Here is a 26,236-nt window from a genome sequence, read left to right as displayed (position 1 = left end):
CCCGTCCCGTCTCACGACGGGAGAGAGGGTGACGGTAGCGTAGCACTGTAAATATTCTTTCGGGGAGGTGAAGGTGTAACTCTTCCAGACCAGCAAGCCTCCGCTCGTGGGAAACCCCGTCGTTCACCGTGAGAGGATGTCACAGAGTCGTGTGACGTTTCTTTTCGCCGCTGGACTGCAAGATACGTGCGCTGGATGCCACAGGACGCTTGAAACCCAGCACCGAGGGATTGCAGCAAGGGCTCATGAACCGCTTAAACGGCTGTCAGAGGGTTCTTTCTGGCTGGATATCGTACATCTCGACCCGGCGCACGTGCAAACGCCGCGATTTGGAAAAACCATTCGCTGAACATCTGTTTCGCCGCTGGCGTCTCGCGGGATGTGGCGCCTTTTGAGTCTCAGACCTGGACGCGCGAGCCGGCACTCTCAGTCGGTCGGCGACTCTGCGGTGTCACGACCGAACCGCATGCGATCCTCCGATCTGTCCGCGTCGGTGTCGTCCCCAAGCCGCGGGCGGAGCACACACCAGACAACGCTCGGTCGAAGCAGGCTGGTCGTGGACCGCTCCAGCCGAAACACTCGAAAGAACGCCTCGGTTAACGCGCCGTCGTCGTGAGCCCGCCGGAGGAGGCGGGCGACGTAGCAGTTGAACAGGTCCGTCCCGGTCGGCTTCGAGCCGGTCGTCCCCTCGAAAATAAAGTCGTTGCCGACCGCGAGCTGCCACGGCTCGTCAACGATGTGGCTCACCCGGTCGAAGAACCGCGGGCCCAACCCCGCGAGTTCGTTTTCGAGTTCGTGATGCAACACAAGCGCGTCTAGCGCCGCGACGGACATGCCTTGGCCGTAGATCGGATTGAAACTGGCGACGGCGTCTCCCGTAACGACTAGCCCGTCCGGGAACCGATCGAGGTCCTCATAGTGACGTCGGACGCTCGCGGGGAACGGGTATCGGTGAATGTCCGATTCCCACTCCTGTTCGCGGAGTTGGCGGGCGATCTCCTCGACCGGCAACCGCTCGGCCCACTCGAGGAACGTCTCGCGGTCGGCCGGCGCCCGCTCTCCGTGGATGCCTTGGAAAACGATCTCCCAGCGGCCGTCTTCAACGGGCATCATCGCGGCGCCCCGGGGCCGATCGGCCTCCGGGACGACCAATACGCCCCCCTCGGCTTCGGGCGGCCGCTCGATGCGGACCGTGCTGTAGGTGACGTTCACCTCGACTTCGCTAGTCTCCGGGGCCGGGTAACCATGAGCCTCGAGCCAGTTTGGGGTCCGGCTGGTCCGGCCGGTAGCGTCGACGACCAGCGCCGCTTCGAGGCTCGCCTCTGCGCCGTTGTCGTCGCGGAACCGGACGCCAGTCACACGGTCCTCGTCGTCGTTGTACCGGTAACCAAAGAACCGGCAGCCGCCCCGCAACCGAACCGTTTCGCGGTCGCGCATCCGCTCGCGGACGGCGTGCTCGAACAGCGGGCGGCTGGCGTACAGCGCGGGCATCGCCGCGTCTGTGCTGGTCACGAACCCACCCTGGTCGTACCAGGTAAAATCGTCGGTCATGTCCAGCTTGAGCCCTCCGGCAGCTTGGACGTCATCGCCGAACCCGGGGAACAGATCCTCCAGGGTCTCCCGGCCGGCCTCAAGCATTGCGTGTGGATGGCTCGTCTGTGGTGCCCCGTCGCGGATTTTCGGCTCCTCCGGGAACTCGTCGCGTTCGAGCACCACTACCTCCTCGAACGCGTCAACAAGCACCCGCGCTGCACAGAGGCCGGCCATACTCCCACCGAGGACTACGGCTCGATCCCCGAGAGACTCCCCCAATGGCCCGCCGTATCGTTCGATATTGGTCAGTGTCATATCGTATGAGATTACTGATAGGATATACATTCTCGACAATATTTAGCAGTTCGGGTCGAAGAAGTCGCTGCCCCGTGCAGCGACGCGTGAGTCCGGAGCTCGCCGCGCGATCCGTCGACGGGAACCAGGCCATTGCGGTCAGGAGGCGACCGATGGCGGCCGCTGTGATGACTTCGGGAGTCGCGTGGTGTAGCGATTCAAGCGGTCGCCGTGGGCAGTAGGTACACGGTGGAGGGAGAGGATGGCACGTCCGCAGCGGACGCGGCTCAGCGGGACGCCAATGGCGAGGTAACCATCGAACTCCCGACCGGCGAGTGCACCGTCGGTGTCCAGGCGGACGGATACGCTGAGACCGAGGAGCAGATCAGTATCGCAGACAGCAGTGCGGACCTGCTGGTCGAACTCGAGAAAACCACCGGCGAGGATTCCACCAGCGGTGGTCCGGATAACGATACCGGAACGGGTCCCCACGGGAGTGATCATGACGACGGAGGTTCGCCCGATGCCCCGGACGACGGGACCGCGTAGACCCCGTGGACACCGAGCTTTTGATACCGCTATATCGAGTACTCGTCTTCGAGAACCTGCGCGTACCGGCCCCGCCGATAGCCGAACTTCCGCCACGTGTACTCGGCGAAGAGCTTCGTCCCGGCCCAGCCGTCGTAGAGTGCCTCTCGTGGTTGGATCCCGTCAGTACTGACGATATTGTCGGCGAGACCGAACAGCCGGTCCCAATCGTCCGGTTCGTTCCCCTCGACCATATCCGCAAAGATACAGTTGCGTCGTATTTCCGACCCGATCGCTCGATGCCATTCGGCGTTGTAGGCCCTCATCGCACCGAGTGCGGCGAGTCGGCCCGCAATCGATCCCGTTCGAACTGCGACGTGGTCACCCCCTTCGTGGAACGCCGATGTCGCCCCCATCGCGCCGCCGACGACCGCCACGTTCGCCCGCGTCGGCGACTCGATCGGTCGGGTCGAAGAGATCGGATACGTCTCCGTTCCACGGGATTTGCCGCGGTCTTCGAGGATCGGAAAATCATCGATTTCGTATCCCGGATACGCGGTTTCGATCAGCCGTTCGAGGTAGACGCGTCCTTTCGGGATCCGCTCGTCCTCGGGGCGGAGCAACCGGTAGCTGTCCCGATTCTCGATGGTGTCGATGTCGAGGCCGATCGGCATCGTCAGACCGATCCTGGCGGCAGTCTCGTCGTTCGGGAACACCCACGGGTACGCCGTGTGCCCCGGCATGTACCCCCACCAGAACTTGATTCGATCGCCTTCGAACAGTTCCTCCGGCATCTCGCGATACTCCTGGTAGGCGATGTGGTTCGTCCGGCGGGTCTCCAGTTGCTCCACGCGATCGTCCGGCAGCCAACGCTCCAGCACCTGGCCGGTGATCGTCCGCTGTGGACCGTCGGCGAGGACGAGGTAGTCGGCCTCTATCTCGGTTCCGTCGCGGAGCGTGAGCGTGTGTGAGGGCGCGCCGGTCAGGTCCGTCTCGACGTCCGCGACCGACGTTCCGACCCGGTACTCCGCTCCCGCGTTTTCGGCGCGCTCTCGGAGCCAATCGTCGAACCCCGCTCGGTGCATAGTGAACCCGAAGTTCGGATACGTGGCGTCGATCCCCGTATCCGTCAGCTCCAGCGTCTTCGTGGGGCCGATGAACTCCGCTGCGTCGAGCTCCCGGTGTTTGACGTGCTCCGGGATCGGCTCGGCGAGGTCCATGATGTCGACCCAGTAATCGAGGATACCGGCGGCGTCCGTCGAATCCGGACCGAGACCCTCCCGGTCCGCGCGCGGGACACCTTTCTCGATGACGACGGTGTCGGCACCCTCGTTGGCAGCCGTGTATCCGGCCGAAGACCCCGCCGGTCCTCCTCCGACGATGGCGACATCTACGTGGTTCATACTCGTTTCGGCGACCCGGTAGGGCTTAAAACGATTGAACGAAACTCGTCCGCCCGTCTGCCGAGGTCAATACGATGGCGATTCTTCGCGGACGCCCTCGCGTTTGTTCAACACGCGAGCGAACACGAAGAGCGCATCCGAGAGTCTGTTGAGGTACGTAACTGCGGCGTCGTTGACGGGGTCGTTGGCGGCCAAAGCAACCGCTCGGCGCTCGGCGCGCCGACTGACCGCCCGCGCGTGGTGAAGTCTCGCCCCGATATCGCTCCCGCCGGGGAGGATGAAACTCTGAAGCGGTTCGAGTTCCTCGTCGAACTCGTCCATCCACTCTTCGAGCGTTTCGACGTGACGCTCCTCAATGTGTGGTGACTCCTGGTCGTCCGCATCCGGGTTCGAGAAGTCCGCCTGAATGATATGGAGGTGGTTTTGAATCGCTCCCAGGCGCTCGTCCACGTCCTCGTAGCCCGACGGTCGAGTCAACCCGATGAGGCTGTTCACTTCGTCGACGGTCCCGTAGGCCTCGATCCGTGGACTGGTCTTCGAAATCCGCGACATGTCTCGGAGATCGGTCATCCCTTCGTCGCCGCGTCCGGTGTATATTTTCATGCCTGTTGTGGCGTTCGGGCCGCGATGACCTAAAACCGTGCGGCTATTCGTCTAGTGTATCTCGGAGTCGTCCGTCGGCCGTATAAAAAAGTACGCGAAGACGCCGAACGCCGCTCCGAGTGCGAGGCCCCAGCGGACACCCGCCCGGAGGTCTCCGATCGCGACCCCGCCGATCAGCATGAGGGTGAACGCGAGCGCGAAGAACGTCGCGGCGCGGATCGGCCCATCCGAGACGAGTCCTCTGACCATCGAGTGCGGCGTTAGAAGCCCTTCCCCTGCAACTCGCGGGCGATGATCATCTTCTGAATCTCCGTCGTTCCCTCGTAGATCTGTGTGATCTTCGCGTCCCGGTAGAGTCGCTCGACGTCGAAGTCGTTGACGTAGCCTGCTCCACCGTGGATCTGCAGCGCCTCGTTGGCGACCTCGACGGCGACCCTGGAGGCGTACTCCTTGGCCATCGAGGCCAGCGTCGTGTTCGGTGCGCCACCTTCGTCGACCTCCCAGGCTGATTTCAGCGTCAGGTTGCGCGCGGCCTCGGTGTTGGTGTACATCTCCGCGAGTTTGTGTTGGATCGCCTGAAAGTCGCCGATCGGTCGGCCGAACTGCTCACGTTCTTGGGCGTACTCCAACGCGCGCTCGGCCGCACCTTTCGCGATGCCGACGCCCTGCGCCGCGACGCCGGTCCGGGTCGCATCGAAGAAGTTCATCTGCTGGAGGAAGCCGGCGTCGGCCGCTCCGATCAGGTTCTCCTCGGGAACCCGAACATCGTCGAGGATGAGTTCCGCGGTGTCGGAGGCACGGATCCCCATCTTCCCGGTGATCTTTTCCGACTCGAAACCGTCGCGATCGGACTCGACGACGATCTGTGAAAAGCCGTTGTATCGACCCTCAACCTCGGGGTTCGTCTTGCAGAACACCACGAAGAAATCCCCAACCGTCCCGTTGGTGATCCACATCTTGTTGCCGTTGATCACCCACTCGTCGCCGTCCTTCTTTGCGCGCGTGCTCACACTGGAGACGTCCGAGCCGGTATCCGGTTCCGAAATCGCCGCTCCCGAGATGGCTTCGCCCCTCGCGACCGGCTCCAAGAACCGCTCCTTTTGTTCGTCCGTTCCGTAGTCGACGATCGCCTCCGTGCCGAAACTCGTCGCCAGGATCGACAGGGCGATTCCGGGGTCCGCGGCGAACAGTTCCTCGGCGATGAGCACCGAATCGACCGCGTTGTAGCCGGCCCCACCGTACTCCATCGGGATGGTCGCGCCGCACAGCCCCATCTCGGCGGCCGCGTCGACGATCTCGTGGGGGAACTTCTCCTCGACGTCGTACTCGCGGGCGTTCGGGCGAACCTCGTTGTCGGCGAATCGCCGAACCTCCTCTTTCAACTGTTGTTGCTCGTCGGTAAGGCCGAAGTCCATACGCCAAACACCGAAGCGGCACCACATAACACTTCGCATCAAAAACGGTATAAACTAAAACATCGTTCAAACGCGTGTCTTATTTTCTCAGCCGAACCGAGCGGTTTCTCGCCCCGCGTTGGCAGCATATTCGGCCGTTCTCGGCCATTTTATTCCAGGTATTGGCTGTACCGTACCGGGAGGGAAACGTTGAAACGGGTTCCGGATGAGCGTCAAAACGCTAACAATGGAAATCGATGACATCGAGACAATCGCGGTGCTCGGGGCCGGGAACATGGGCCACGGGATCGCGGAGGTCGCCGCCCTCGCGGGGTACAGCGTCAATCTGCGCGACATCAAAGAGGAGTTCGTCCAGAACGGCTACGAACAGATCGAGTGGTCACTGGAGAAGCTAGCCGAGAAAGATCGGATTTCGGATGAGGAGGCCGAGGACGCACTCGATAACGTGTCGCCGTACGTCGACATCGAGGATTCCGTCGGCGACGCCGACTTCGTCATCGAGGCGGTCCCCGAGAAGATGGAGATCAAAAACGACGTGTACGGCGACGTCGAGGAGTCTCTCCCCGACCACGCCATCATCGCCTCGAACACGTCGTCGCTTTCTATCACCGAACTCTCCGAGGAGACGAACCGGCCGGAGAAGTTCTGCGGGATGCACTTTTTCAACCCGCCGGTCGAGATGCAGTTAGTCGAAGTTATCTCCGGTGGCCACACGGCCGACGAGACGCTCGACGTGACCGAGGCGCTCGCGGAGGACTTCGGCAAGACGCCCGTCCGCGTCCGAAAGGACTCACCGGGATTCATCGTCAACCGGATCCTCGTTCCCCTGATGAACGAGGCGTGTTGGATCGTCTCGGAGGATGTCGCTACGGTCGAGGAAGTCGACTCGACGACGAAGTTCGACATGGGCCTGCCGATGGGATCGTTCGAACTCGGCGATCAGGTCGGTAACGACGTGACCTACCACGTCCTCGAGTATATGAATGAGGTGCTTGGAGATGCCTACGAACCGGCACCGTTCTTGGAGGAGACGGTCGAAGCCGAGCGGTTCGGTAAAAAGACCGGACAGGGATTTTACGACTATGAGGACGGTGATGGCGCGGAGATCCCGACCGACGCCGGCAGCGAGGAGATCGCCAACAGACTCCTCGCGCTGATGGCCAACGAAGTCGGCAATCTCGTCGGGAACGACGTCTCTCACCCGGCCGCGATAGACGAGGCCGTGATGCTGGGTGCCGGCTTCCCCGACGGTCCGGCAAGGATGGCCGACGACGCGGGACTCGCCACCCTCGTCGAGACGCTCGAATCGCTCTACGGGGAAACCGGTCACTCCCGATTCGAAGTTTCGGACGGGCTTCGGGAGGCCGCCGAGGCAGGCGGATTCTACGGCGACGGAGAGGACGACCCCCTCGAGTTCACCAACCTCGAGGTTCGCTATCCCGATGACAAGGTCGGCCAAATAGTCCTCGACCGCGAGGCCCGGATGAACACGATCAACGCCGACCTGCTCGACGAGTTCGAGGCGGCCGTCGATATGCTCGAAGCGGACGATGGGGTCCGATCTATCCTCATCACGGGCAAGGGCGACCGCGCGTTCTCGGCCGGGGCCGACGTCACGTCGATGGCCGGAAACGCCGACCCGATAGACGCGATCGAACTCTCCCGGAAGGGTCAACAAACGTTCGGCAAACTGGAAGAGTGCGATGTACCGGTCGTCGCCGGGATCGACGGCTACGCACTCGGTGGCGGCTTCGAACTGGCACTCGCCTGTGACTTCCGTCTCGCCTCCGAACGCTCCGAACTCGGCACCCCCGAACACAATCTGGGTCTGTTGCCTGGGTGGGGCGGCACCCAGCGGCTGATGCGCATCGCCGGCTTCGGCCGCGCGAAGGAGATCGTCTTCACCGCCGAACGATACGACCCCGAGACGATGTACGACTACGGCGTCGTGACGGAGGTCGTCGAGAACGATTCCTTCGAGGAGCGCGTCCACGAGTTCGCCGCCGACATCGCAGCCGGGCCGCCGATCTCCCAAAAGCTCACGAAACGCGCGATGATCTACGGCTGGGAGGATATCGACGCCGGCCTCGAACTCGAAGCGCAGGCGTTCGGTCACCTGATGAACACCGACGACCTCATGGAGGGGATCACGGCGTTCATGAGCGACGAAGAGCCGGAGTTCGAGGGGAAATAGATCGGCTGCGGTCTCGGTCGAAACGATCAACGGCGTTCGCGACGTAGCGAGCGTCGATGGTCGGCTCCCGAACACTGACAGCGCTCGCCGGTCTCCTCGCGAGTCTCGCCGTGAGCGTCCTGTTTTACGTCTACACCGGCTCGTTTCTGTTCTTCCTGTTCGTCCCCTTCGTCCCGTTTCTGTTCGCGAGTCGGGGTTCGGACGACGCAGCGAGCGAGAGACCACCGATCAGGGAGTGTTCACGATGCGATTTCGCCACGCGCAACCCGACGTTCGAGTACTGCCCACGGGACGGCAGCCGGTTATACGAACGGTAGGGGGCGACTCGGTAGACGACGCTCGGTTAGTCGATCGAGTCGAGCACTCCGCCGGTCGTTTCGATGGTCGCGAACTCGCCGTTCAGGTGTGCCAAGGCGGTCCTGTGGACCGTCGAGGCGTCGAAGGTCTCCCCGTCGAGCGTTCGTGGGAAGGTCGCGGTCCCGTCGGCGACGACGGTCACGTCGAACCCCCGATTCTCGGCCATCCGCGTCGTCGTAGACACGCAGTGGTCGGTCGTGAGTCCACAGAGGACGAGTGAGTCGTGTCCCCACTCGCGGAGCCACGCCCCGAGGTCGGTGTCGACGAACGCGCCGTTGACCCGTTTGACGAACACCGGTTCGTCCTCGGTCGGCCGGAGTGCGGGCTTGAACTCGAAGCCCGGCTCGTCGCCCCGAAGCGGCGAGTCGGCTTCCACCGAATCGTGTCTGACGTGAACGATCGGGAGGTCGCGGTCGCGCCACGCCGTGAGGAGTGCGTTAGCGTTCGATTCGGCGTCAGGGTTGTTGCGTTCACCCCAGATCGGATCGTCGAATCCGCTCTGAAAATCGATCAAGACGAGAACCGGCCGGTTCTCGTCGGGGTCGCGGTTCGTATTCCTATCTGGCATGACGGACGGACGGTATCGGTCGGCGAACGTCCGAAATGAGGTCCGATTTCGGATGCTCACGCGTCACGTTGATCGGGCATTCCTCCGGTGCCTGTGACTCGTCTTCCGAAAGCATATACTGTGGCCACTCGCGGTCGCCTTCGACACCCCAATCGCCGAGGTCGGCATGGGGGCAGACGCCGTCGTACTCCTCGAGTCGGCCCTGAATGACGTCTCTGGCGTGTTGGCCGGCGTCGGTGTCGGCGGTCACGTTCAGCGTCTCAAAGAGTTTGCGCGGTTGGAACGTGATTTCGAGGCCGACCGGGCAGTATCGGCTCTTGCGGGTCCGATAAAACGGCGCTCGACAGGTCGGAAACATCGGCTCGCCGCCAAAGGAGAACTCCCATCGGGAGTCGTCCGGATCGGTCGGAATATCTTCGGGCCACGGCTCCGGGTCGTGGACGTGGAGGAACTGCAGGATGTGCCAGAGCGAATCGTGGTACTCGGACTCCGTGAGCGGACGTTCGGGCGGCTTGAAGAAGGTCACGAGCGACGCCCGCTCGCTGTGGTCTTGCCACCGATCGAGGTATTCGAGGAGCGTTCGGCCGAGATCGAGGAGCGCGTCCTTGTCGGTCATCGACGGGACGGCGGTGTACAGCGGATCGCCGTTGGCGACCGATTCGGCGCCGAAAAAGCACGGGAACGGCGATCCGTTTCGCTCGCCCAACAGCCCTTCGCGGAAGGTGGTCCAGTGGTCTCGAACCCACTCGGGAGCCACACCGGATTCGACCCGGGCCCGGAGGATCTCTTGGCTCCGAAGTTCGCCGACGATAGACTTCGTCATTGTCGGGATATGGGCCCTCTGTCCGCTTTTATGCAACGGTTTCGGCAGCGCTATAGGGTGTTTCGATCGACCCCAACTCGGAGGGGGTTACGGGGAGCCCTTATTTTTTCGGCGGTCGTACGCACTAACATGCCGGAGGAAGTCCTATTCGAATCCGAAAGCACGATGACCCGCGCCGAGATCGCGTCCTATCTGCGAACCGTCGCGGACTCCCTCGATGCCGGTGAACAGATCACCCTGAAGGCGGGTGGGCAGTCGGTTACGATGGAACCGCCCGCCCGCCCGACGTTCGAGGTCAAAGCCGAGCGGGAAGGGCCCACCGACCGCCCGGGAGAACTGAGCATCGAATTCGAACTCGAGTGGGACGAGGACGGGTCGGACGGTGGCGGCGAGTTGACGATCGAGTAGGTGCGTCCCCGGAGCAGCGTAGCGTTCGTAAATAGTGGACCGACATCTCTTGTAAACTGATTCCTACGCTTTCTCCATCGTCAGCGCGTCGTTCGCTCAACGCGGCATACTCAAGTCCGCCGGTCGTTTATCTTTCACGACTCTTGGATTTAAGTACCGATTGGTTGGTTTGACAAACGGTTCCCGTCGAACTCACTCGATATCGATCCTGCGGCCGGATTCCTCGGCCGCGTCCTCGGCTGGGAGGCGAACTTCGAGAACCCCGTTGTGGTAGCTGGCTTCGATTTCCTCCTCGTCGACGTTGCCGGGGAGTTTGAGCCCCTCGTGAACGCTTCGGGCCCACGTTTCGCCACCGTCGGAGCCCTCGTGGTGGGCGTCGATCGTCAGGGCGCCCTCGTCGAACCGGAGCTCGATCTCGGACTTCTCAAAGCCCGGGAGGTCGGCGTGGACGACGTAGCCGTCGTCGTCGGTCTCGGTTCGGACAGGGATCTCCGAGCGTCCGTAGCCGACGTCGAAGCGACTATCGAACATGGTGTCTCTCATCTCGTCGAACAGGCGGTTCATCTCGTCGAATACGGTCATTCGTTTCATGGCTGTTCGCCCGTATTAAGGCGCCCTCGGAGCTTAAATATCGCTGGAACAGTGATAACAAACCGCCGGATAGACAGCGGCGCGACCAAAACGGCCTTGATGATTCACACGGAGTGTGTATACAGTGGTCCTATCGCTTCCATCGATCACGGCGCGTCCGGCCGTCGCCCCCGGTGCGTGGCGGCTCGCTCGTGTCCCGCTCCTCGCGGCCGTCCCGCTTCTCGTCGTCACTCCGCCGCTCGGCGTCGCGTGTCTCCTCGCGGCGGCGATCACACTGTGGTTTCACCGCGACCCACGACGCTCGCCCCCGCCGGCCGGGGTCGTCGCACCGGCCGACGGTCGGGTCTCGGTCGTTCGCCGGGAGGACGATCGGGTCCGCGTCGCGGTCTTTATGAACGTGACCGACGTGCACGTGAACCGCGCCCCCGACGCTGGCACCGTCGAAGCGGTCGAACACACCCCTGGACGACATCTTCCCGCGTTCAGCAAGGAGTCCGAGCGAAACGAGCGTGTCCGTATCGATTGCGGCGAGTACGAAGTGACGCTCATCGCGGGCGCGGTCGCTCGCCGTATTCATCCGTATGTCGAACCGGGCGACGAACTCGACCGCGGCGATCGGATCGGGCACATCTCGTTCGGCTCACGAGCCGACGTTCTCCTCTCACCGTCGTACGATCCCGACGACGTTCGGGTCCACAAAGGTCAGCGTGTCCGCGCGGGTGAGACGGTCATCGCGTCGAACTAACCGAGTCCACGAACGATCCGTGTCAGTAGACGGTCGGTCGGAACGTGATGCCCGTGATTTCGAAGCGCGCGCCGCCGTCCGCACCCTCTGTGAGGTCGATTTCCCAGCCGTGACCCACGAAGATCTGTTTGACGATGTTCAATCCGAAGCCGGTGTTGTTCGCGTTCGTGGTGTATCCCGATTCGAACACCCTCTCTCGTGAATCCTTCGGAATGCCTTGTCCCGTGTCCTCGACGTAAATGCCATCCTCCATCGTCCCGACCCGGACCGTCAAATCGCCGCTCGTGTGCTCGATCGCGTTCGCAAAGAGGTTCTCGAACGCCTGTTGAAGCGCGTTCGGATCGGCTTCGAGTTCGCGCGAATCGACGACGTGTAACTCCGCCCGGTCGGTCTCCGTTCCGACCATCTCCCAGGCGCGCTCCGCGATATCTTTGAGCGGTACCTGTTCGGTTCCTTCGACCGTGCGCTCGTGCTTTGCCATCATAAGCACACGATCGACCAGCGAGTCGATGCGTTCGATGGCGCGTTTGGTTCGCTCTAAGTGCTCCTCGTCGTCGGTCTCCTCGTACAGGACCATCGAGTTTGCCGCGAGGCTGAGCGGGTTTCTGATGTCGTGGGCGATGACCTTCCGCATGTCTTTGAGCTGTTCGTTTTGCTGTTCGAGCTCGCGCTCGCGCTTTTTTAACCCCGAGATGTCCCGGGCGTTGACGACGAATCCGTCGATGAGATCGTCGTCGAACATGTTCTTCCCACGGGTCTCGAGAAGTACGTAATCGTCGTCGGCCGTTTTGAAGCGGTGCTCGATGACCGGCTCTTGGGTCGGGTCCTCGATGGCGTCGAAGAACAGCTCCATCACGTGCTTTCGATCTTCGACCGGCTGATAATCGAAGGCGCATTCGCCGATGAGCTCTTCTTGCTCGTAGCCGAGAATATCCTTGCAGACCGGCGAAATATACTCGAATCGGCCCTGCGCGTTGACGATACCCAGCATGTCCGTCGAGTTCATCACCAGCTTGCTGAATTTCTGCTGGGACTGTACGAGGCGCTTTCGCGACTCGTATTGCTCGAACGCGTTGGCGATGCGGTTCGCGAGAAGCGAGTACTGGCTGGAATCGGTCCCCTTCTGGAGGTAATCCGTCACCCCCTTCGAGATCGCTTTGCTCGCGATCTCTTCCGATCCCTTCCCGGTGAAGAGGATGAAGGGGATATCCTCGTGTTCCTCGCGGACGGCTTCGAGGAATTCGAGGCCGTTCATCCCTGGCATATCGTAATCGCTGACGATCACGTCGACGGGGTTCTCGCGCAGCCGTTCGAGCGCGTCTTCGGGGTTCGGCTCGGACTTGACGGAGAACTCGTCACGTTCCCGCTTGAGGAACGAGGCCGTCAGATCGAGGAGATCCGGATCGTCGTCGATGACGAGGACCGTGATCTCGACTTCGGATCCGATCCCGATAATGAGGGGCGTGAGTTCGTCCTCGACGCCGTTTCCGTCAACCTCCATCGTTTTATATACGTTCTTCATTTCCTCGTCCGTCCCAGGATGAAGTCGTAGTACGGCACCAACACCTCGATACCCTGTTCCCAGTGGCGTTTCGTGTTCATATCGTGCAGTTCCGAGGCGAGCACGTATCGCATCGGTTCGGGCCCCGGTCCCGATCGTCCCCCTCGCTGTTTTTTGGGGTACTCCGGGTCCTGTATCGCCGCGCGGATCTCGTACATCTGGGCGCGCTGATACGGCGTCCAGTAGTCCCCGCCGGCCTTGTGCTGTCGCCACGCTTCGACCTTGTTCGTCGCGTATCGTTGATCGGCTCCGACGAGAAGCGCCCGCTGTCGAAGGCGTGAGGAAACTCGACTGTAATCCGCGTCCAATATCCGCTCCTCGTCGATCTCGCCGCCGGTCAGACACCGAAACTCGACTTCGTCTTTCGCCCAGAGCGCTTCGACGAGTGCCGTTGCAGCGAGTTCGACGTCTTCGTCGTCGAGGTGGGGAAACTGCAGTTCGTCCACCCGACGACACGCGTCGATCGCTCTCTGTCTTTCCCCCTCGTCGTGCGCTCTGAACACGTGGGCCAACCCGATCGCCATCTCCCTGGCGGTCGCTCGTCGGTCAGCGTCCCCCCGATTACCGTCCCCTTCGTTGACTTGTTGGCTATCCATTTTGTTTGTGATAATGACACATGATTGTATAAAGCTTTGTGCTTACGAAAGGACGCATTCTGTCGAGACGACGTGACATATCGACAAAGATCCCCCCTCAGCGCGTTGTACCACCGCAAGGGTAACCACAAGCTATTTCTTAATATTCTTATTACAATATAGTGAGTGCAGCGGAGCGGGGCGCTCGATACAGTCATGATAGACCCTGAATACGACTCGAACGCGGAGAGGCCATACGAGTGTTTCACGTGTGGAATGGTACTCGGAGCGCGGAACAACTCGGACTCGTGTCCGAACTGTGGTGGGGAGATGAGAAACCATCTCATAACGGTCGAATAACAATGGACGCACATACCGGATCCGAGCGGTCGAAGAGCGATGACACCACGTCCGAATCGGGATCCACTCGCGGAGCGGAACCGGAGTCGGCGCTCGAAACCGCTCGCCGACAGCTCGACGGAGCGGCTGACCATCTCGATTTGGACCCGAACGTGGTCGAACGACTCCGCCACCCGACCAAGGTCCAGGAGGTGACGGTACCCATCAAGCGCGACGACGGAACTGTCGAGGTCTTTACCGGGTATCGCGCACAACACGACAGCGTCAGGGGTCCCTACAAGGGCGGACTGCGGTATCACCCAGACGTTACCCGAGACGAATGCGTCGGCCTCGGGATGTGGATGACGTGGAAGTGCGCGGTTATGGACCTCCCGTTCGGTGGGGCCAAGGGCGGCATCGCGGTCGACCCGAAACAACTGTCCGACGGCGAGAAAGAACGGTTGACGAGACGGTTTACAAACGAAATACGAGGGGTAATCGGTCCGACACGTGACATACCGGCTCCCGACATGGGAACAGACGCACAGACGATGGCGTGGTTGATGGACGCCTATTCGATGCAGGAGGCCGAGACGATTCCGGGCGTCGTCACCGGCAAGCCGCCGATCGTCGGCGGAAGCGAAGGTCGCGAGGAGGCTCCCGGACGAAGCGTCGCCATCGTCACCCGCGCGGTGTGTGAATACTACGGCATGCCGTTGGATGAGACGACCGTCGCTATCCAGGGCTACGGAAGCGTCGGGGCGAACGCCGCTCACCAACTGGACGAGTGGGACGCCTCCGTGGTGGCGATAAGCGACGTGAACGGGGCCATGTACGATCCCGACGGGATCGACGTGGCCTCGGTTCCGTCACACGACGAGGAGCCGGAGGCCGTCACGCGATACGCCGACACCGTCATCACGAACGACGAACTGCTCGAACTCGACGCGGATGTGTTGATCCCAGCCGCGATCGGCAACGTCATCGACGCCGAAAACGCCGACGCGGTAGAAGCTCCTATCGTCGTCGAGGGCGCGAACGGTCCGGTCACCTCGCGCGGCGACGAGATACTCGCCGACCGGGACGTCGCGGTGATCCCCGACATCTTGGCGAACGCGGGTGGCGTCACGGTCAGTTACTTCGAGTGGCTCCAGGACATCAATCGTCGCTCGTGGTCGCTCGAACGAGTCAACGAGGAACTCGAGGTCGAGATGTTGGAGGCGTGGCGCGCCATTCGGGACACCTTCGAAGAACGCGACGTGACGTGGCGCGAGGCCACCTACATCGTCGCGCTCTCGCGGATCGTCGCGGCGCACGAATCCCGTGGCCTGTGGCCCTGATCGAACCGCGGCCGACGCCGGTTCGGGGATACGCTCTTTTTCCTCGGCCGTGTGTATCGGCGTAGGATCCCAGCCAAGCATGAAAGACGCCATCCGAAACAACTTCGACGCGAGCCCGGACGCCTACGAGGCGTACGAACGCATGAGCGGGCGGTTCGGAACGCTCGCCGATCGACTGTACCGCGCGATGTCCGATCGGTGTGCGTTCCCGATCGAAACCTGTCTCGACGCGGGTGCCGGATCCGGAATTAGCACCCGGCGGCTCCAAGCCCACGGCGTTACTCCCATCGCGCTGGATCTAAGCCGATCGATGCTTGAGGAGAACCGGGCCAACGACCGCGTTCAGGGTGATTTCGATCACCTTCCGTTCGTGGCGGACACGTTCGACTCCGTCGCGTTCACCGCGTCGCTGTTTTTGACGCCTAAGCCGGATCGAGCCGCCAGCGAGGCGAGTCGGGTGCTTCGTCCCGATGGCGTCGTCGGTGCCGTCGCCCCGATCGGCTGGATGACGCCCGACGGCACCGACGTGTTCGCATCGCTCGCCCGTCAGTCGCGATCGCCCACGAGCGCTGAGGCGGTCGGCGACGCCCTTCGTGCGTCTTTTTCCGTCGAGCGTGGTCGGTGGACGTTCGAGACGACCGCCGAGGAGCTTCGATCCCTTCACTCGATTCCCGCGATGGCAGCGCGACTCTATCCGCGCCTCGACACGGACGAGCGTGTCGAGCGGGCTCGATCCCTCCTCGACGGTATTGAGGGTCCGCTCGAACAGCACTGGCGATGGTTCGTGGGCGTTTGACGATCGTTCGCCGCCGCCGGTCCCACCGATCAGGATGCGACTTTTTCGATCTCGCCTTTGAGACCCGCAGTGTCGAAATCGTGATCGGGCCGGAGTCCGACGAAATCCAGAAAATCGCGTGCTGCGAGGAGCTCATCGATCGAGTAGGACTCGAGCGCGGCGTCGGTCGCGGAGCCCGCGCCGATACGTGGCTCCATGGAGGCGAGTGCACAGGCGACGTCGTAGGCCTTCGCGTCGTCGATGGTTCCATCCTGCACGCGGGTCGCGTCGATGAAGTACAGCGTTTCGACGCCCTCGGCGTCCGGGGCCACCAACACGTTTTCCGCGCGTAGATCGCCGTGTGCGAGCCCGGCGGCGTGCATCGACGCGAGGTTCGAAAACACCGTTGGGGCGAACGAACGAATCTCCTCGGACGGCAACTCGTCGAGCGTCCGGAACGCGGATAGATACTCGAGCACCAACACGCCGACCCCTTCGTACTCGAACGCCTCGATCGGTTCGGGCGCGGCGATCCCGAGTTCACGGATCCGCTTCGTGGCATCGAGTTCGTGCTCGGCCATTTCGATCGGCGTGGAAAAGCGTTCGAAAAATCCCTCTGTCCCCGAAGAGAACGCGCCGATGTTTCGGCCGGCGGTCAACAGCGCGTGGACGAACGTGTGCTGTTCCGTGATGACCTTCACGAACCACCGCCTGTTCACGACGCAGGGAACCGACAGCCAGTTGTTCGCATCGAGCCGCTCCCACTCGACGTCTTCTGTGGGCTCCCCGAAGCGGCGGGTGACCTCCGCTGCGACGGCCGAAAGTTGTGACTCCGGGACACTCGATCGAAGAAGTCGTCGGAAGGCCATACGACGCCATGTAGCCTCGGCCGCTTAATAAGCTGTGTCCTCGACGCACGGACCACAACCGCTATTCGAACCGGTTCCCTGACGATGCCTATGAGTCATCGAACGTTCGCCGACGTGACGGTCGGCGACACCATCGACTGCGGGGCGGCCTCCGTCACCCGAGAGGAGATCATCGAGTTCGGCGCGCGGTATGACCCGCTGGACATCCACACAGATCCGGATTCGGCTGCCGAGTCACCGTTCGGCGACGTCATCGCCAGTGGAATCCACACGTTCGCGTTGACGCAACCCCCGGTCGTCGAGCACTTCTACGGGAATTCGGATCTGGTCGCGGCCGGCCACCTCGAGGAACTCCGGTTTCCGGCCCCGGTTCGCCCCGGCGAGACGCTCGCCGTCTCGCTCGACGTACTGGATAAGCGAACGTCCGTCCGAAACGACGGTCGAGGCGTGGTCACGACCCGTCGAACCGCGACGGTCGACGGCGAACTCGTCTTCGACATGCGAAACGACACCGTTTGGGCGATCTGATCGGGGGTCGGGACGGCGCTTCTCCGACCCGATCAATCGTCGGCGACGCCGGCTCGTACGTCGCCGATCTCGGGGCGAACGACGTCTCGATCCGTCGATTCACCCTCTATATCGTACGGGTACTCGCCGGTAACGCAGCCGAGACAGAGATTGGCCCGCGACTCGTCTAACGCCTCGGCGATGGCGTCGATTGAGAGGTACGCGAGCGAATCGGCCGAGACGGTCTCGCGTATCGCCTCGGTGTCCTGTCCGGCGGCGATCAGCTCATCGCGGGAGGCCATGTCGATGCCCATATAACAGGGGGCGACGATCGCGGGCGCGCCAATCCGCATGTGGACCTCCTCGGCCCCCTCGTCGTTGAGCAGATCGACCAGCTGCGTCGAGGTCGTGCCGCGGACGATCGAGTCGTCGATGACGGTTACGGTCCGTCCCTCGACGACGTCTTTGATCGGATTGAGTTTGAGGCGGACGGCACGCTCGCGAGCGTCCTGTGTCGGCATGATGAACGTCCGGCCCACGTACCTGTTCTTCATCAGCCCCTCGGCGAACTCCACGTCCGCGCCCTCGCTTTGGGCGGCTTCGGCGTATCCCGACGCGAACGCCCGTCCCGAGTCGGGGACCGGTAACACGACGTCGCTTTCGACGCCCGATTCCTCCCAGAGCTTACGCCCGAGTTCGCGGCGAACGTCGTAGACGAGACTTCCGTCGATGCGCGAGTCCGGCCGGGCGAAGTAGACGTGTTCGAAGAAACAGTGGGCGGTGTTCTCCCGTTCGACGAGTTGGTAGGAGTCGAAGCCTGCGCCGTCTTCCTCCAAGACGACGAGTTCGCCGGGGCGAACGTCGCGGACCAGTTCGCCGTCGAGAACGTCGATCGCGGCCGATTCGGAGGCGAGGATGTAACCGTCGTCGAGTTCGCCGATGCAGAGCGGCCGATTGCCCTGCGGATCGCGGACGCCGAGAACCGTATCGTCGTGGGCGATCGTGAGCGCGTACGAGCCGTGGATTCGGTCCATCGTCCGCTTGACAGCCCGGATGAGATCGGCTTCGAGCAAGTTCCGCGCGAGGTCGTGTGCGATGACCTCCGTGTCCCCGTCGCTCGTGAACGCGTGACCGTTCGCGGCGAGTTCGTCGCGCAGTTCGTCCGTGTTGACGAGGTTGCCGTTGTGGCTCAACCCGAGCGATCCGGATTTGAACGACACCGAAAACGGCTGTGCGCAACTGGCGTTGACGCTACCCGCTGTCGGGTATCGGACGTGTCCGACGCCGGTCGAACCCTTCAGCGACTCGAGATCCGCCTCCCCGAAGGCGTCGCCGACGAGCCCCATCTCGACGTGGCTGTGCTGTTGGAACCCGTCGTGGGTGACGATTCCCGCGGATTCTTGGCCCCGATGTTGCAGCGCATACAGCGCGTAGTACAGCGGCTGGGCCGCGTCTCGCCCGTCCAACGAGACGCCGACCACGCCGCATTTCTCCGTCGGCCCATCCGAGTGCCGCCCGTCTGGCATACCTAGCGCTGGGAGTCCCAACGACAAAAACCCACTCCATCGTGCGTGATGCCGCGCTCGAAATACGCTTGTTTATGCACATATGTGCATACTGTTCGAAACCGATCGACAGCGCTTCCACGCTTCGATCAGAGATCGAGCGCGAAGTCCGACGGCAGAAGCGTTATTCGCCCTGTTTGGACTGCCAGGCGTACCCGCGGCGTTTGGCGGTCTTGCCGAATCCGCAGGACGCACAGACCTTCTTTCTCGAGTGGTAGGACTTCTCGCCGCAGCGTCGACACTTGACGTGCGTCGTCTTGTTCTTCTTCCCTTGGCTTGGGGTCCCGGCGCCAGTCATGGTTGTATCGAGACGACGTTATCGCCGCGGATAATGGTTACGTTGTCGTCCTCCTCGAGGACGAGGTTCATGTGCTGATCGTAGCCCGAGAGCACGCCTTCGTACACGGTGTCGCCCTTCAGCGTGACGCGTACGTCGTCTCCGAGCGTCTCTTCGAGAACGTCGAGCGGACGGCTTGTCATACAAATCCCGGCACGCGCGAACCGTATAAACGCACCGACCCGTCCTGGACGATTACGCCAGTTACAGATCGACACCGAACGGTGCGAACTCGTCGAGCCGAATCGCCGTCGCCGCGAGCAACGCCGCCGCGGAGTCGAGGTCGGATCGATCGATCACCTCGACGGGCGTGTGCATGTACCGGTTCGGAATCCCCACGTTGAGCGACGGGATTCCACCGCGGGCCGTATAAAAGGCGTCGGCGTCGGTTCCGGTTCGACTGCCCGCGGCCGCCAACTGGAGGTCGAATTCCGACTCGGCGGCGACCGTCCGAACGGCGTCGACGAGTGACGGGTGGTTCGCACTCCCACGGGCGACGACCGGTCCGCTCCCCAACTCGACGTCGCTTCCCCGAATGCTCGGTGTGTCCGGGTGATCGGTCGCGTGGGTGACGTCGATCGCGACGACGGCGTCCGGATCCAACTCGAAGCCGACCATCTCCGCTCCGCGGAGGCCGAGTTCCTCTTGAACGGTCGAAACCGCGTAGATCGTCACGTCCGGATCGGACTCGACTGCCCGGCGAAACGCCTCCGCGGCCGTCCAGATGCCGACCCGGTTGTCCATCCCGCGCGCCGCGAGACGACCGTCGGCGAGATCCGTGATCTCGGTGGCGAGCGTCACCGGATCACCGATATCGACGAGTTCCCGGGCGTCGTCGCCCTCCTCGACGCCGATGTCGACGTGTTGTTCGGCGATCTCGTCATACGTTTCGTCCTCGGAATCCCGGAGGTGGATCGCGACCTGCCCGATGACGCCGTCGACAGGGCCGTCGTCGGTGTGTACGGTTACGTGTTGGCCACGAGTGACGGTTCGATCCGAGCCGCCGATCCGCGAGAGCTGCAGGTACCCCTCGTCGGTGATCGCTCTGATCATCATCCCGATCTCGTCGCCATGGCCCGTGATCGCGATGCTCGGCGATTCCTCCGGTCCCTCGTGGATCGCGACGGCGTTCCCGTAGGCGTCGGTACGCGTCTCGTCGGCGTGCTCGTCGACGTACGACAACCAGCGCCGTTGGCCCGCAGTTTCGAACCCCGAGGGAGTCGATACCGAAAGAAGATCCGTCAAAAACGACCGCTGCATTTCGTCCATGCCGAAGGATCGGTGGCCGGATACATGAACGTCCCGACGTTCGCCCCCACGCGCCGAGAACCGTCGATTCATATAACACGCTCCGGGACGAACGCGCCGTATGGTCGAGTTCACATTCCTCGAACTCCACTTCGAGGACTCGGATCTGACCGCGAATGCCCCCTACAGCCACGGCGAAAAGGACGTGGACGCGAGCGACGAACCGGCCGCCGACGAGGCCGGCTCGGGGTCGAAGAAGGGAGCGATACTCGCGGTCTTGGTCGGACTGTCTTTCAGCATCGCCGTCGCGTACGTCGTCCGAAAGCGTGTACTCGCGGGCGAGGAGGACGACGAGGATGAAGTGATTCCTGCGTAGGCGTACGTCCCCTCGATCTCCCGCCGTGAGTCGAGTCGACGCTAACTTCGAGCGCCGGAAGAGCTTTCACCCGCGGTCGGCTACTCCGATTGTGAATCTGTTTCGCGCTGCCCGCGCCGTCGCCGGATCTGACGGCGACGGTCCGGTCGATTGGACCGCCGTCGGAGCCGCAGCCCACGCCGCGACCGACCCCGGCGACCTGTCGCTCTCGCTGGCCGAACGCGACGGCTACGCGGACGACGTCTCGGATGCGAGGGCCGGTATCCGGGACGCGGCGGGCGTCGGTTTCGACCTCCCCGACACGATCGAGGTCCAGAACCGCCACCACTGGATCGACGCGAACGTCGAGACGTTCCGGCGGTTACTCGCACCCCTCGAGGGGCAAGCGACGCTCGTTCCCTCGCTGGCCCGAACCGCGAACACCGGCTCGATGGCCGTGACGCTCGGATTTTTGTCCAACAACGTCCTCGGTCAGTACGATCCCCTGCTGCTCGGCGAGGGCGAGCACGACCACGGACTGTACTTCGTTCATCCGAACATCGTCGCGGTCGCGGAAGCGTTGGATGTCGACCGCGATCGATTCCGGCGATGGATCGCCTTCCACGAGGTGGCACACGCGGCGGAGTTCGACAGCGCGCCGTGGCTCGCATCGCATCTCGAATCGAGCATGGAACACGCCGTCTCGGAGCTCGCCGCGGGTCGGTTCGATCGCGGAGCACTCGACGATCTCAACGTCACCATGACCGCCGTAGAGGGGTACGCCGAGCTCGTCATGGACCGGGCGTTCGACGAGGAGTACGCCGACCTCCGCGAGAAACTCGACGAACGGCGGCGAAACGTCGGTCCCGTCTCGCAACTCATTCGCCGACTGCTCGGGTTCGGAATGAAACGCCGTCAGTACGAGCGCGGCAAGGCTTTCTTCGACGCGGTCGCCGACGAGCGCGGCGTCGCCGGGGCCGCCGCCGTCTGGGAACGCCAAGAGAATCTGCCGACCAACGAGGAGTTGGACGATCCCGACGTGTGGCTTCGCCGGGTCGGATAAAGATACGATCTTATACTGCGCGAACCGATCACTCGGCCTCGAAGTGCGGCGTGATGTAACCGTCGTCGTCCTCGTCGTATCCGGCGAGTCTGACGCGCGAGCCGATCTCGACGTCCTGATCGACGAGCCGACCCATCACCCGGGCGTCGCCCAACTGGACGACCGCGACCTGGTAGCCGCGCTGGTCGACCCCGATCGGCGGGACGTTGATCGTCGTCTCGGTGTAGACGGTGCCGCTCGTCGGCAACTCGACCGTTTCGAGGTCCCTCGATCCGCAGTGCGGACACGCCGCCTTCGGCGTGCCGAGCGTCGCGTCGCACCCGCCACATGTCTGTCCGAGCAGTTCCCCGTTTTCGAGCGCGTCGCTCCAGGCCGCGTGTGTCAGATCGCTCATTGTCGTGCCTCCATGACGCTGACGACGGTCGTCGCCGAATCGCCGCCGAGGTTGTGTGCGACGCCGCGCTCGACGCCGTCCAACTGGCGCTCGCCCGCGTCGCCGCGGATCTGTTCGGTGAGTTCGACGATCTGAGCGGTCCCGGTCGCGCCGATCGGGTGACCCTTCGCCTTCAGGCCGCCCGACGGATTGATCGGGATGTCGCCGTCGCGGGCCGTCCGGCCCTCCTCGGCGGCGACACCGCCCTGGCCGTCCTCGACGAGGCCGAGCGCCTCGCTCGCGAGGATCTCCGCTCCGGTGAAGCAGTCGTGGACCTCGGCGAACTCCATCGCGTCGGCGGTCGTGCCGGCCTGCTCGTACGCCTGCGCGGCCGCGTCGCGGGCCGCCTGCGTGACGCCGATCTCCGCCTTGTCGCCGATCGGGATCACGTCGGTCGCATGACCGACGCCCGAAACGTCGACGGGCGCGTCGTAGGACGTCGCGGCGTCGTCCGAGACGACGACGACTGCGCTCGCACCGTCGGAGAACGGACAGCAGTCCATGAGCCGGAACGGGTCGGCGATCACGGGGCTGTCGAGGGCGTCCTCGACGGTCACCTCTTTACCGAAGTGGGCGTTTGGGTTCAACGCGCCGTTGCCGTGGTTTTTCACCGCGATGTGAGCGAGTTGTTCCTCCGTCGTCCCGTGGACGTGCATGTGCCGCTTCGTCAACAGCGCGAAGACGCCGGGGAAGGTGAGTCCCGTCGGCTGTTCGTACTGTCTATGGGAGGCGGAGCCGAAGATTCGGGTCATCTCCGGGGTATCCTTTCCGGTTTTGGGGGTGCATCGCTCCGTCCCGCCGACGAGAACGACGTCGTGGACGCCCGCTTCGACGGCCTCGACGGCGTTCTTAAACGCGTTCGAGGAGGTCGCACACGCGTCCTCGAATCGCTGGACCGGGATTCCGGACATGCCGACGTGAGCGGCGATCTTCGGCCCGAGGTGGGTCTCGTTCTCGGTGGAGCCGCCCATCGCGTTGCCGAAGTACAGGGCGTCGATATCCGGCGAAGAAACGCCCGCGTCGTCGAGCGCCGCGAACGCGGCCTCGTCGAAGAGTTCTTGCATCGGTGTGTCGTGGACGCCGAACTTCGTCATGCCGGCGCCAACCACGGCTGCTCGTGCCATGTGTACACGTGGACATCCGCGGTTATAATCGGCACGGATTCGAACGCCTCAAATCGAGATTCGCGCCGGTCACTTCCGGTAGCGTTGCCCCGCCCCCGGAGCGAGTTCGTCAGCGCCCGGGAACAGGTACCAGACCAGGCCCGTGCCGACGAGCAGCCCTGCGAGGACGGAGCCTGCAACGAGTTCAACCGCTGCTTCACCCTGGATCGAAATGAGCCCTGCCGACAGGCCGACGAGACAGACGGTCGCGAGTTTCGCCCATCTGAGCGTCCGTTTCCGGTCGTCGTTCGTGATCGGATCGACCACTATCGAGTCCCTCCTGGAGCCGAAACGTGCATCCCGACGAATCGCCACGGAGTGTCGATCCCATCGATTCTCGAACCAGCGTCCGGTTGGCGTTCGAGGGTCCCGCTCCACCGGCTCTCGAACTCGTAATCGATTTGCCGTTCCAGATCTGTCCACGCGATGAACACGTCGTCGGAGAACCACGCGTGGTCACCGCGCTCGGTCACGGCGAGTCGCTCGCTCCCGACGTGCCAGTCCGCCGTCGTCTCGGTCTGTGCCGTGAGACCCTCCCGTATCTCCGAGTAGCCGGTCAGCCGCTCGCCGATCCCGAACTTCACGACCGACTCGTCGCGGGCGAAAAACGGGTCGAGTGGCTCGCCGGCACGAAGCGCATCGTAGTATGCCCTGACGGTCGTCTCGGCGTCCATACCCCGGCTTCGAGGCGCTCGAACTTACCGCTACTGGGTGGCGGAGACCGTCGAGCGCACTCATGCGGATTGCCGTAGGAGTCGATAGATGCTCGACGGGTCGACGACGAATCGGGAGACATCGCCGAAAAGCAGGCGTTATCATCCCCGAGTAGCTACCATACTCCCCATCAGTCGGCCACAGGTACGGCTTCGACGAGAGCGTCGGGATCGACGCTGGCGTACCTTGCGATCGAATCGAAGATCTCGCCCTCCATCGCGAACCGGTCACCGGAGGTGACGCCGTAGGCCTCCCCGTCGCCGAAACGAGTATCGACGAACCGCATCGCGACGAGCGCCTTCCGACCGTCGTTCTCCTCGTCGATGGCCCACTGGGCTTCCTCCAGTAACAGCGCCGCCGTCACCACGTCGAAGACGAGATCGGTGAGCCGTTTCGCGTGGTACTGCGCGTAGTCGCCGTCTTCGGTCGCGAGCGTCCCGAGCGCCGTCTGAAGCTCCCGAAACCGTGAGTCGGTCTCGTTCGCGGGGCCTTCGAGCGCCGGGTGTTCGATTCCGTCGAGCATCTCGTCCACATACGGAATGAGCGCTTCGTGCGCGTTCTCGCGCTCGAACACGCGCAGCACGTCCAACGAGAGGATGTTCGAGGGGCCCTCCCAGATCGGTAATACCTGTGCATCGCGGAGGAGTCGGTGGGTCACGTGCTCGCGGACGTAGCCGTTGCCGCCGAGAACCTCCATCGCGTACGACGCCGTCTCGACGGCCATTCGGGCGGTCTTGTACTTCGCGACGGGAATCAACAGTCGCATCAGTGTGTAGGCATCCGAGTCGTCGCCGACGCGTTCGCGCTCGTCCAGCAGTCGCGCTCCTTCGAACGAGAAGGTCGCTGCGGCTTCGTAATCGACCGACATATCCACCAGATCACGGCGCATGAGCGGATACTGGTCGATGGTGTCCCCGAACGCTTCCCGACGTGCGGCGCGGATCTTCGCTTCGAGCAGCGCGCGTCCCATCACGCCCACGGAGCCGGTCGCGTTCGTCAGCCGTTCGAAGTTCATCATCTCGGCCATATACTTAAACCCGCGCTCCTCCTCCCCGACCAGATACGCCTCCGCGCCCTGGAACTCGATCTCGCCCGTCGGGACCGCGATCGTGCCGAGTTTGTCCTTCAGTCGTCGAAAGTGCGACTCGTTGATCTCGCCGTCGGGTTTGACCCGCGGGACGAGAAACAGCGAGAGTCCCTCGACGCCGTCGGGGGCGTTCGGGGTTCGGGCCAACGCCAGCGCGCCCTGCGCGTCGATGTTCGAGCAGAACCACTTCTCGCCGTAGAGTTCGTAGACGTCCCCCTCGTCGGTTCGTTCGGCTCGGACCTCGTTCGCGCCGACGTCCGAACCGCCCTGCTCCTCAGTCAGGAACATCGCCCCCTCGATGTGGTCGTCCAGATCCCGTGCGGTCAACCCCTGGAAGTACTCCTCTAGTGCCCCGTCGTCGAACTTGTCGAGGACGATCGCCGCACCGGTCGTCATCGAGACGGGACAACAGAAGCCGCTGTCGACGTACGAGAGGAGCGCCTGCATCATCAGCGTGTGTGCGAGGCCGACGGGGTCGTCTCGACCGGGCGGCGCGTGAAACGCGTCGTGCGTGAGGCCGAACTCCTCGTAGGTGATCCGCTCTTGCTCCTCGATCAACGGGTGGTAGACCACCTCGTTGCAGCGCTCGCCGTACTTGCCGAACGAGCGTAGTTCGTGGCCCTCTTTGTCGATCCGGTCGGCGTTGTCCGCCATCCGGTTACCGAGCGCCTCGCCGTACCCCGAGAGCACGGTCTCGGCCCACTCGAACTCGTCGTCAGGGTAGACGCGCCGCGCCTCGAACTGTAACGTCGGATCCAGTTCCCAGTAGTTACAGTCGCGCCCTTGCTCCAGTTCGCCGTACTCGATTGGATCAGCGCTCATGATCGGAGTTTGCGGTACGGT

31 protein-coding genes are annotated in these 26,236 nt (G+C 63.1%); 11 read left to right on the top strand and 20 right to left on the bottom strand.

Features of this window, described 5'->3' with window-relative positions; all coding sequences use genetic code 11:
• Window positions 1-426: 426 nt before the first annotated feature.
• The gene (locus R6U53_RS15085) at window positions 427-1,848 is read right to left on the bottom strand and encodes an FAD-dependent oxidoreductase (protein ID WP_410323195.1); all 1,422 of its coding nucleotides are present in this window, start codon (window positions 1,846-1,848) and stop codon (window positions 427-429) included.
• A gap of 228 nt (window positions 1,849-2,076) precedes the next feature.
• Between R6U53_RS15085 and R6U53_RS15080 the strand changes: the two genes are divergently transcribed.
• On the top strand, window positions 2,077-2,376 hold the full coding sequence (locus tag R6U53_RS15080) for a hypothetical protein (protein ID WP_410323194.1): 300 nt from the start codon (window positions 2,077-2,079) through the stop codon (window positions 2,374-2,376).
• A 29-nt stretch (window positions 2,377-2,405) separates the two neighbouring features.
• On the opposite strand, the gene R6U53_RS15075 is transcribed toward R6U53_RS15080, so the two are convergent.
• The 4 genes from R6U53_RS15075 to R6U53_RS15060 form a co-directional block, all read right to left on the bottom strand.
• The gene (locus R6U53_RS15075; RefSeq protein WP_410323193.1) at window positions 2,406-3,758 is read right to left on the bottom strand and encodes an NAD(P)/FAD-dependent oxidoreductase; all 1,353 of its coding nucleotides are present in this window, start codon (window positions 3,756-3,758) and stop codon (window positions 2,406-2,408) included.
• Between the two features lie 66 nt (window positions 3,759-3,824).
• Window positions 3,825-4,361, bottom strand: coding sequence for a cob(I)yrinic acid a,c-diamide adenosyltransferase (locus R6U53_RS15070; protein ID WP_410323192.1), 537 nt, complete (start codon window positions 4,359-4,361; stop codon window positions 3,825-3,827).
• A gap of 51 nt (window positions 4,362-4,412) precedes the next feature.
• On the bottom strand, window positions 4,413-4,610 hold the full coding sequence (locus R6U53_RS15065; protein ID WP_410323191.1) for a hypothetical protein: 198 nt from the start codon (window positions 4,608-4,610) through the stop codon (window positions 4,413-4,415).
• An 11-nt stretch (window positions 4,611-4,621) separates the two neighbouring features.
• The gene (locus R6U53_RS15060; RefSeq protein ID WP_410323190.1) at window positions 4,622-5,776 is read right to left on the bottom strand and encodes an acyl-CoA dehydrogenase family protein; all 1,155 of its coding nucleotides are present in this window, start codon (window positions 5,774-5,776) and stop codon (window positions 4,622-4,624) included.
• A 226-nt stretch (window positions 5,777-6,002) separates the two neighbouring features.
• Between R6U53_RS15060 and R6U53_RS15055 the strand changes: the two genes are divergently transcribed.
• A complete protein-coding gene (locus tag R6U53_RS15055; RefSeq protein WP_410323189.1) occupies window positions 6,003-7,970 on the top strand; it encodes a 3-hydroxyacyl-CoA dehydrogenase NAD-binding domain-containing protein in 1,968 nt (655 codons plus the stop codon).
• Between the two features lie 56 nt (window positions 7,971-8,026).
• Window positions 8,027-8,287, top strand: coding sequence for a hypothetical protein (locus R6U53_RS15050; protein WP_410323188.1), 261 nt, complete (start codon window positions 8,027-8,029; stop codon window positions 8,285-8,287).
• A 26-nt stretch (window positions 8,288-8,313) separates the two neighbouring features.
• On the opposite strand, the gene R6U53_RS15045 is transcribed toward R6U53_RS15050, so the two are convergent.
• Both R6U53_RS15045 and R6U53_RS15040 read right to left on the bottom strand, forming a co-directional pair.
• Complete coding sequence (locus tag R6U53_RS15045) at window positions 8,314-8,895, bottom strand: cysteine hydrolase family protein (RefSeq protein WP_410323187.1); 582 nt, start codon at window positions 8,893-8,895, stop codon at window positions 8,314-8,316.
• Complete coding sequence (locus R6U53_RS15040; protein ID WP_410323186.1) at window positions 8,885-9,718, bottom strand: YqcI/YcgG family protein; 834 nt, start codon at window positions 9,716-9,718, stop codon at window positions 8,885-8,887. The genes R6U53_RS15045 and R6U53_RS15040 overlap by 11 nt, the downstream gene beginning before the upstream one ends.
• A gap of 129 nt (window positions 9,719-9,847) precedes the next feature.
• Here R6U53_RS15040 and R6U53_RS15035 point away from each other — a divergent pair, with 129 nt between their 5' ends.
• Window positions 9,848-10,126 (top strand): amphi-Trp domain-containing protein, encoded by a 279-nt coding sequence (locus tag R6U53_RS15035; protein ID WP_410323185.1) that lies wholly within the window; start codon window positions 9,848-9,850, stop codon window positions 10,124-10,126.
• A 192-nt stretch (window positions 10,127-10,318) separates the two neighbouring features.
• Here the strand turns inward: R6U53_RS15035 and R6U53_RS15030 are convergent, their stop codons facing one another.
• Window positions 10,319-10,708: an Hsp20/alpha crystallin family protein gene (locus tag R6U53_RS15030; protein ID WP_410323184.1), complete on the bottom strand. Its 390-nt coding sequence runs from the start codon at window positions 10,706-10,708 to the stop codon at window positions 10,319-10,321.
• Between the two features lie 133 nt (window positions 10,709-10,841).
• On the opposite strand from R6U53_RS15030, the gene R6U53_RS15025 reads away from it, so the two are divergent.
• On the top strand, window positions 10,842-11,462 hold the full coding sequence (locus R6U53_RS15025) for a protein sorting system archaetidylserine decarboxylase (protein WP_410323183.1): 621 nt from the start codon (window positions 10,842-10,844) through the stop codon (window positions 11,460-11,462).
• A gap of 22 nt (window positions 11,463-11,484) precedes the next feature.
• Here the strand turns inward: R6U53_RS15025 and R6U53_RS15020 are convergent, their stop codons facing one another.
• Window positions 11,485-12,963: a response regulator gene (locus tag R6U53_RS15020; RefSeq protein WP_410323182.1), complete on the bottom strand. Its 1,479-nt coding sequence runs from the start codon at window positions 12,961-12,963 to the stop codon at window positions 11,485-11,487.
• A gap of 17 nt (window positions 12,964-12,980) precedes the next feature.
• On the bottom strand, window positions 12,981-13,619 hold the full coding sequence (locus R6U53_RS15015) for a hypothetical protein (protein ID WP_410323181.1): 639 nt from the start codon (window positions 13,617-13,619) through the stop codon (window positions 12,981-12,983).
• A gap of 195 nt (window positions 13,620-13,814) precedes the next feature.
• On the opposite strand from R6U53_RS15015, the gene R6U53_RS15010 reads away from it, so the two are divergent.
• From R6U53_RS15010 to R6U53_RS15000, 3 genes are all read left to right on the top strand, one after another.
• A complete protein-coding gene (locus tag R6U53_RS15010; protein ID WP_410323199.1) occupies window positions 13,815-13,958 on the top strand; it encodes a rubrerythrin-like domain-containing protein in 144 nt (47 codons plus the stop codon).
• Window positions 13,959-13,960: 2 nt separating this feature from the next.
• On the top strand, window positions 13,961-15,277 hold the full coding sequence (gdhB, locus tag R6U53_RS15005; protein WP_410323180.1) for a glutamate dehydrogenase GdhB: 1,317 nt from the start codon (window positions 13,961-13,963) through the stop codon (window positions 15,275-15,277).
• 79 nt (window positions 15,278-15,356) lie between these two features.
• Window positions 15,357-16,073, top strand: a complete 717-nt coding sequence (locus R6U53_RS15000) for a class I SAM-dependent methyltransferase (protein ID WP_410323179.1) — start codon at window positions 15,357-15,359, stop codon at window positions 16,071-16,073.
• 29 nt (window positions 16,074-16,102) lie between these two features.
• On the opposite strand, the gene R6U53_RS14995 is transcribed toward R6U53_RS15000, so the two are convergent.
• Entirely contained in the window at window positions 16,103-16,921 is an 819-nt protein-coding gene (locus R6U53_RS14995; RefSeq protein ID WP_410323178.1) for a lipopolysaccharide kinase InaA family protein, read from the bottom strand.
• Window positions 16,922-17,011: 90 nt separating this feature from the next.
• Here R6U53_RS14995 and R6U53_RS14990 point away from each other — a divergent pair, with 90 nt between their 5' ends.
• On the top strand, window positions 17,012-17,449 hold the full coding sequence (locus R6U53_RS14990; protein WP_410323177.1) for a MaoC/PaaZ C-terminal domain-containing protein: 438 nt from the start codon (window positions 17,012-17,014) through the stop codon (window positions 17,447-17,449).
• 32 nt (window positions 17,450-17,481) lie between these two features.
• Here the strand turns inward: R6U53_RS14990 and purF are convergent, their stop codons facing one another.
• The 4 genes from purF to R6U53_RS14970 all read right to left on the bottom strand — a co-directional run bounded on the left by purF (window position 17,482) and on the right by R6U53_RS14970 (window position 20,599).
• Window positions 17,482-18,954 (bottom strand): amidophosphoribosyltransferase, encoded by a 1,473-nt coding sequence (purF, locus tag R6U53_RS14985; protein ID WP_410323176.1) that lies wholly within the window; start codon window positions 18,952-18,954, stop codon window positions 17,482-17,484.
• 163 nt (window positions 18,955-19,117) lie between these two features.
• Complete coding sequence (locus R6U53_RS14980; RefSeq protein ID WP_137274881.1) at window positions 19,118-19,291, bottom strand: 50S ribosomal protein L37e; 174 nt, start codon at window positions 19,289-19,291, stop codon at window positions 19,118-19,120.
• Window positions 19,288-19,473, bottom strand: a complete 186-nt coding sequence (locus R6U53_RS14975; protein WP_410323175.1) for an LSM domain-containing protein — start codon at window positions 19,471-19,473, stop codon at window positions 19,288-19,290. The genes R6U53_RS14980 and R6U53_RS14975 overlap by 4 nt, the downstream gene beginning before the upstream one ends.
• Window positions 19,474-19,534: 61 nt before the next feature.
• Entirely contained in the window at window positions 19,535-20,599 is a 1,065-nt protein-coding gene (locus R6U53_RS14970) for a M20/M25/M40 family metallo-hydrolase (RefSeq protein WP_410323174.1), read from the bottom strand.
• 100 nt (window positions 20,600-20,699) lie between these two features.
• Here R6U53_RS14970 and R6U53_RS14965 point away from each other — a divergent pair, with 100 nt between their 5' ends.
• Window positions 20,700-20,954, top strand: coding sequence for a hypothetical protein (locus R6U53_RS14965; protein WP_410323173.1), 255 nt, complete (start codon window positions 20,700-20,702; stop codon window positions 20,952-20,954).
• Window positions 20,955-21,045: 91 nt separating this feature from the next.
• Window positions 21,046-21,996 carry a zinc-dependent metalloprotease gene (locus R6U53_RS14960; RefSeq protein ID WP_410323172.1) on the top strand — a complete coding sequence of 317 codons (951 nt, stop codon included), beginning with the start codon at window positions 21,046-21,048 and terminating at the stop codon, window positions 21,994-21,996.
• A gap of 28 nt (window positions 21,997-22,024) precedes the next feature.
• Here the strand turns inward: R6U53_RS14960 and R6U53_RS14955 are convergent, their stop codons facing one another.
• From R6U53_RS14955 to R6U53_RS14935, 5 genes are all read right to left on the bottom strand, one after another.
• Complete coding sequence (locus tag R6U53_RS14955) at window positions 22,025-22,390, bottom strand: Zn-ribbon domain-containing OB-fold protein (protein WP_410323171.1); 366 nt, start codon at window positions 22,388-22,390, stop codon at window positions 22,025-22,027.
• Complete coding sequence (locus tag R6U53_RS14950; protein ID WP_410323170.1) at window positions 22,387-23,553, bottom strand: thiolase C-terminal domain-containing protein; 1,167 nt, start codon at window positions 23,551-23,553, stop codon at window positions 22,387-22,389. Before R6U53_RS14950 ends, R6U53_RS14955 begins: the two co-directional genes overlap by 4 nt.
• 69 nt (window positions 23,554-23,622) lie before the next feature.
• Window positions 23,623-23,859 carry a hypothetical protein gene (locus R6U53_RS14945; protein WP_410323169.1) on the bottom strand — a complete coding sequence of 79 codons (237 nt, stop codon included), beginning with the start codon at window positions 23,857-23,859 and terminating at the stop codon, window positions 23,623-23,625.
• Window positions 23,859-24,266: a nuclear transport factor 2 family protein gene (locus tag R6U53_RS14940; RefSeq protein WP_410323168.1), complete on the bottom strand. Its 408-nt coding sequence runs from the start codon at window positions 24,264-24,266 to the stop codon at window positions 23,859-23,861. Before R6U53_RS14940 ends, R6U53_RS14945 begins: the two co-directional genes overlap by 1 nt.
• Before the next feature lie 170 nt (window positions 24,267-24,436).
• On the bottom strand, window positions 24,437-26,215 hold the full coding sequence (locus R6U53_RS14935; protein WP_410323167.1) for an acyl-CoA dehydrogenase family protein: 1,779 nt from the start codon (window positions 26,213-26,215) through the stop codon (window positions 24,437-24,439).
• Window positions 26,216-26,236: the final 21 nt, after the last annotated feature.

The sequence above is a fragment of the Natronomonas sp. genome (assembly GCF_046483325.1).
In the GTDB taxonomy this organism is placed as follows: domain Archaea; phylum Halobacteriota; class Halobacteria; order Halobacteriales; family Haloarculaceae; genus Natronomonas.
The sequence above is the reverse complement of the archived record's forward strand: the minus strand, read 5'-3'. Positions and strand labels throughout refer to the sequence as shown.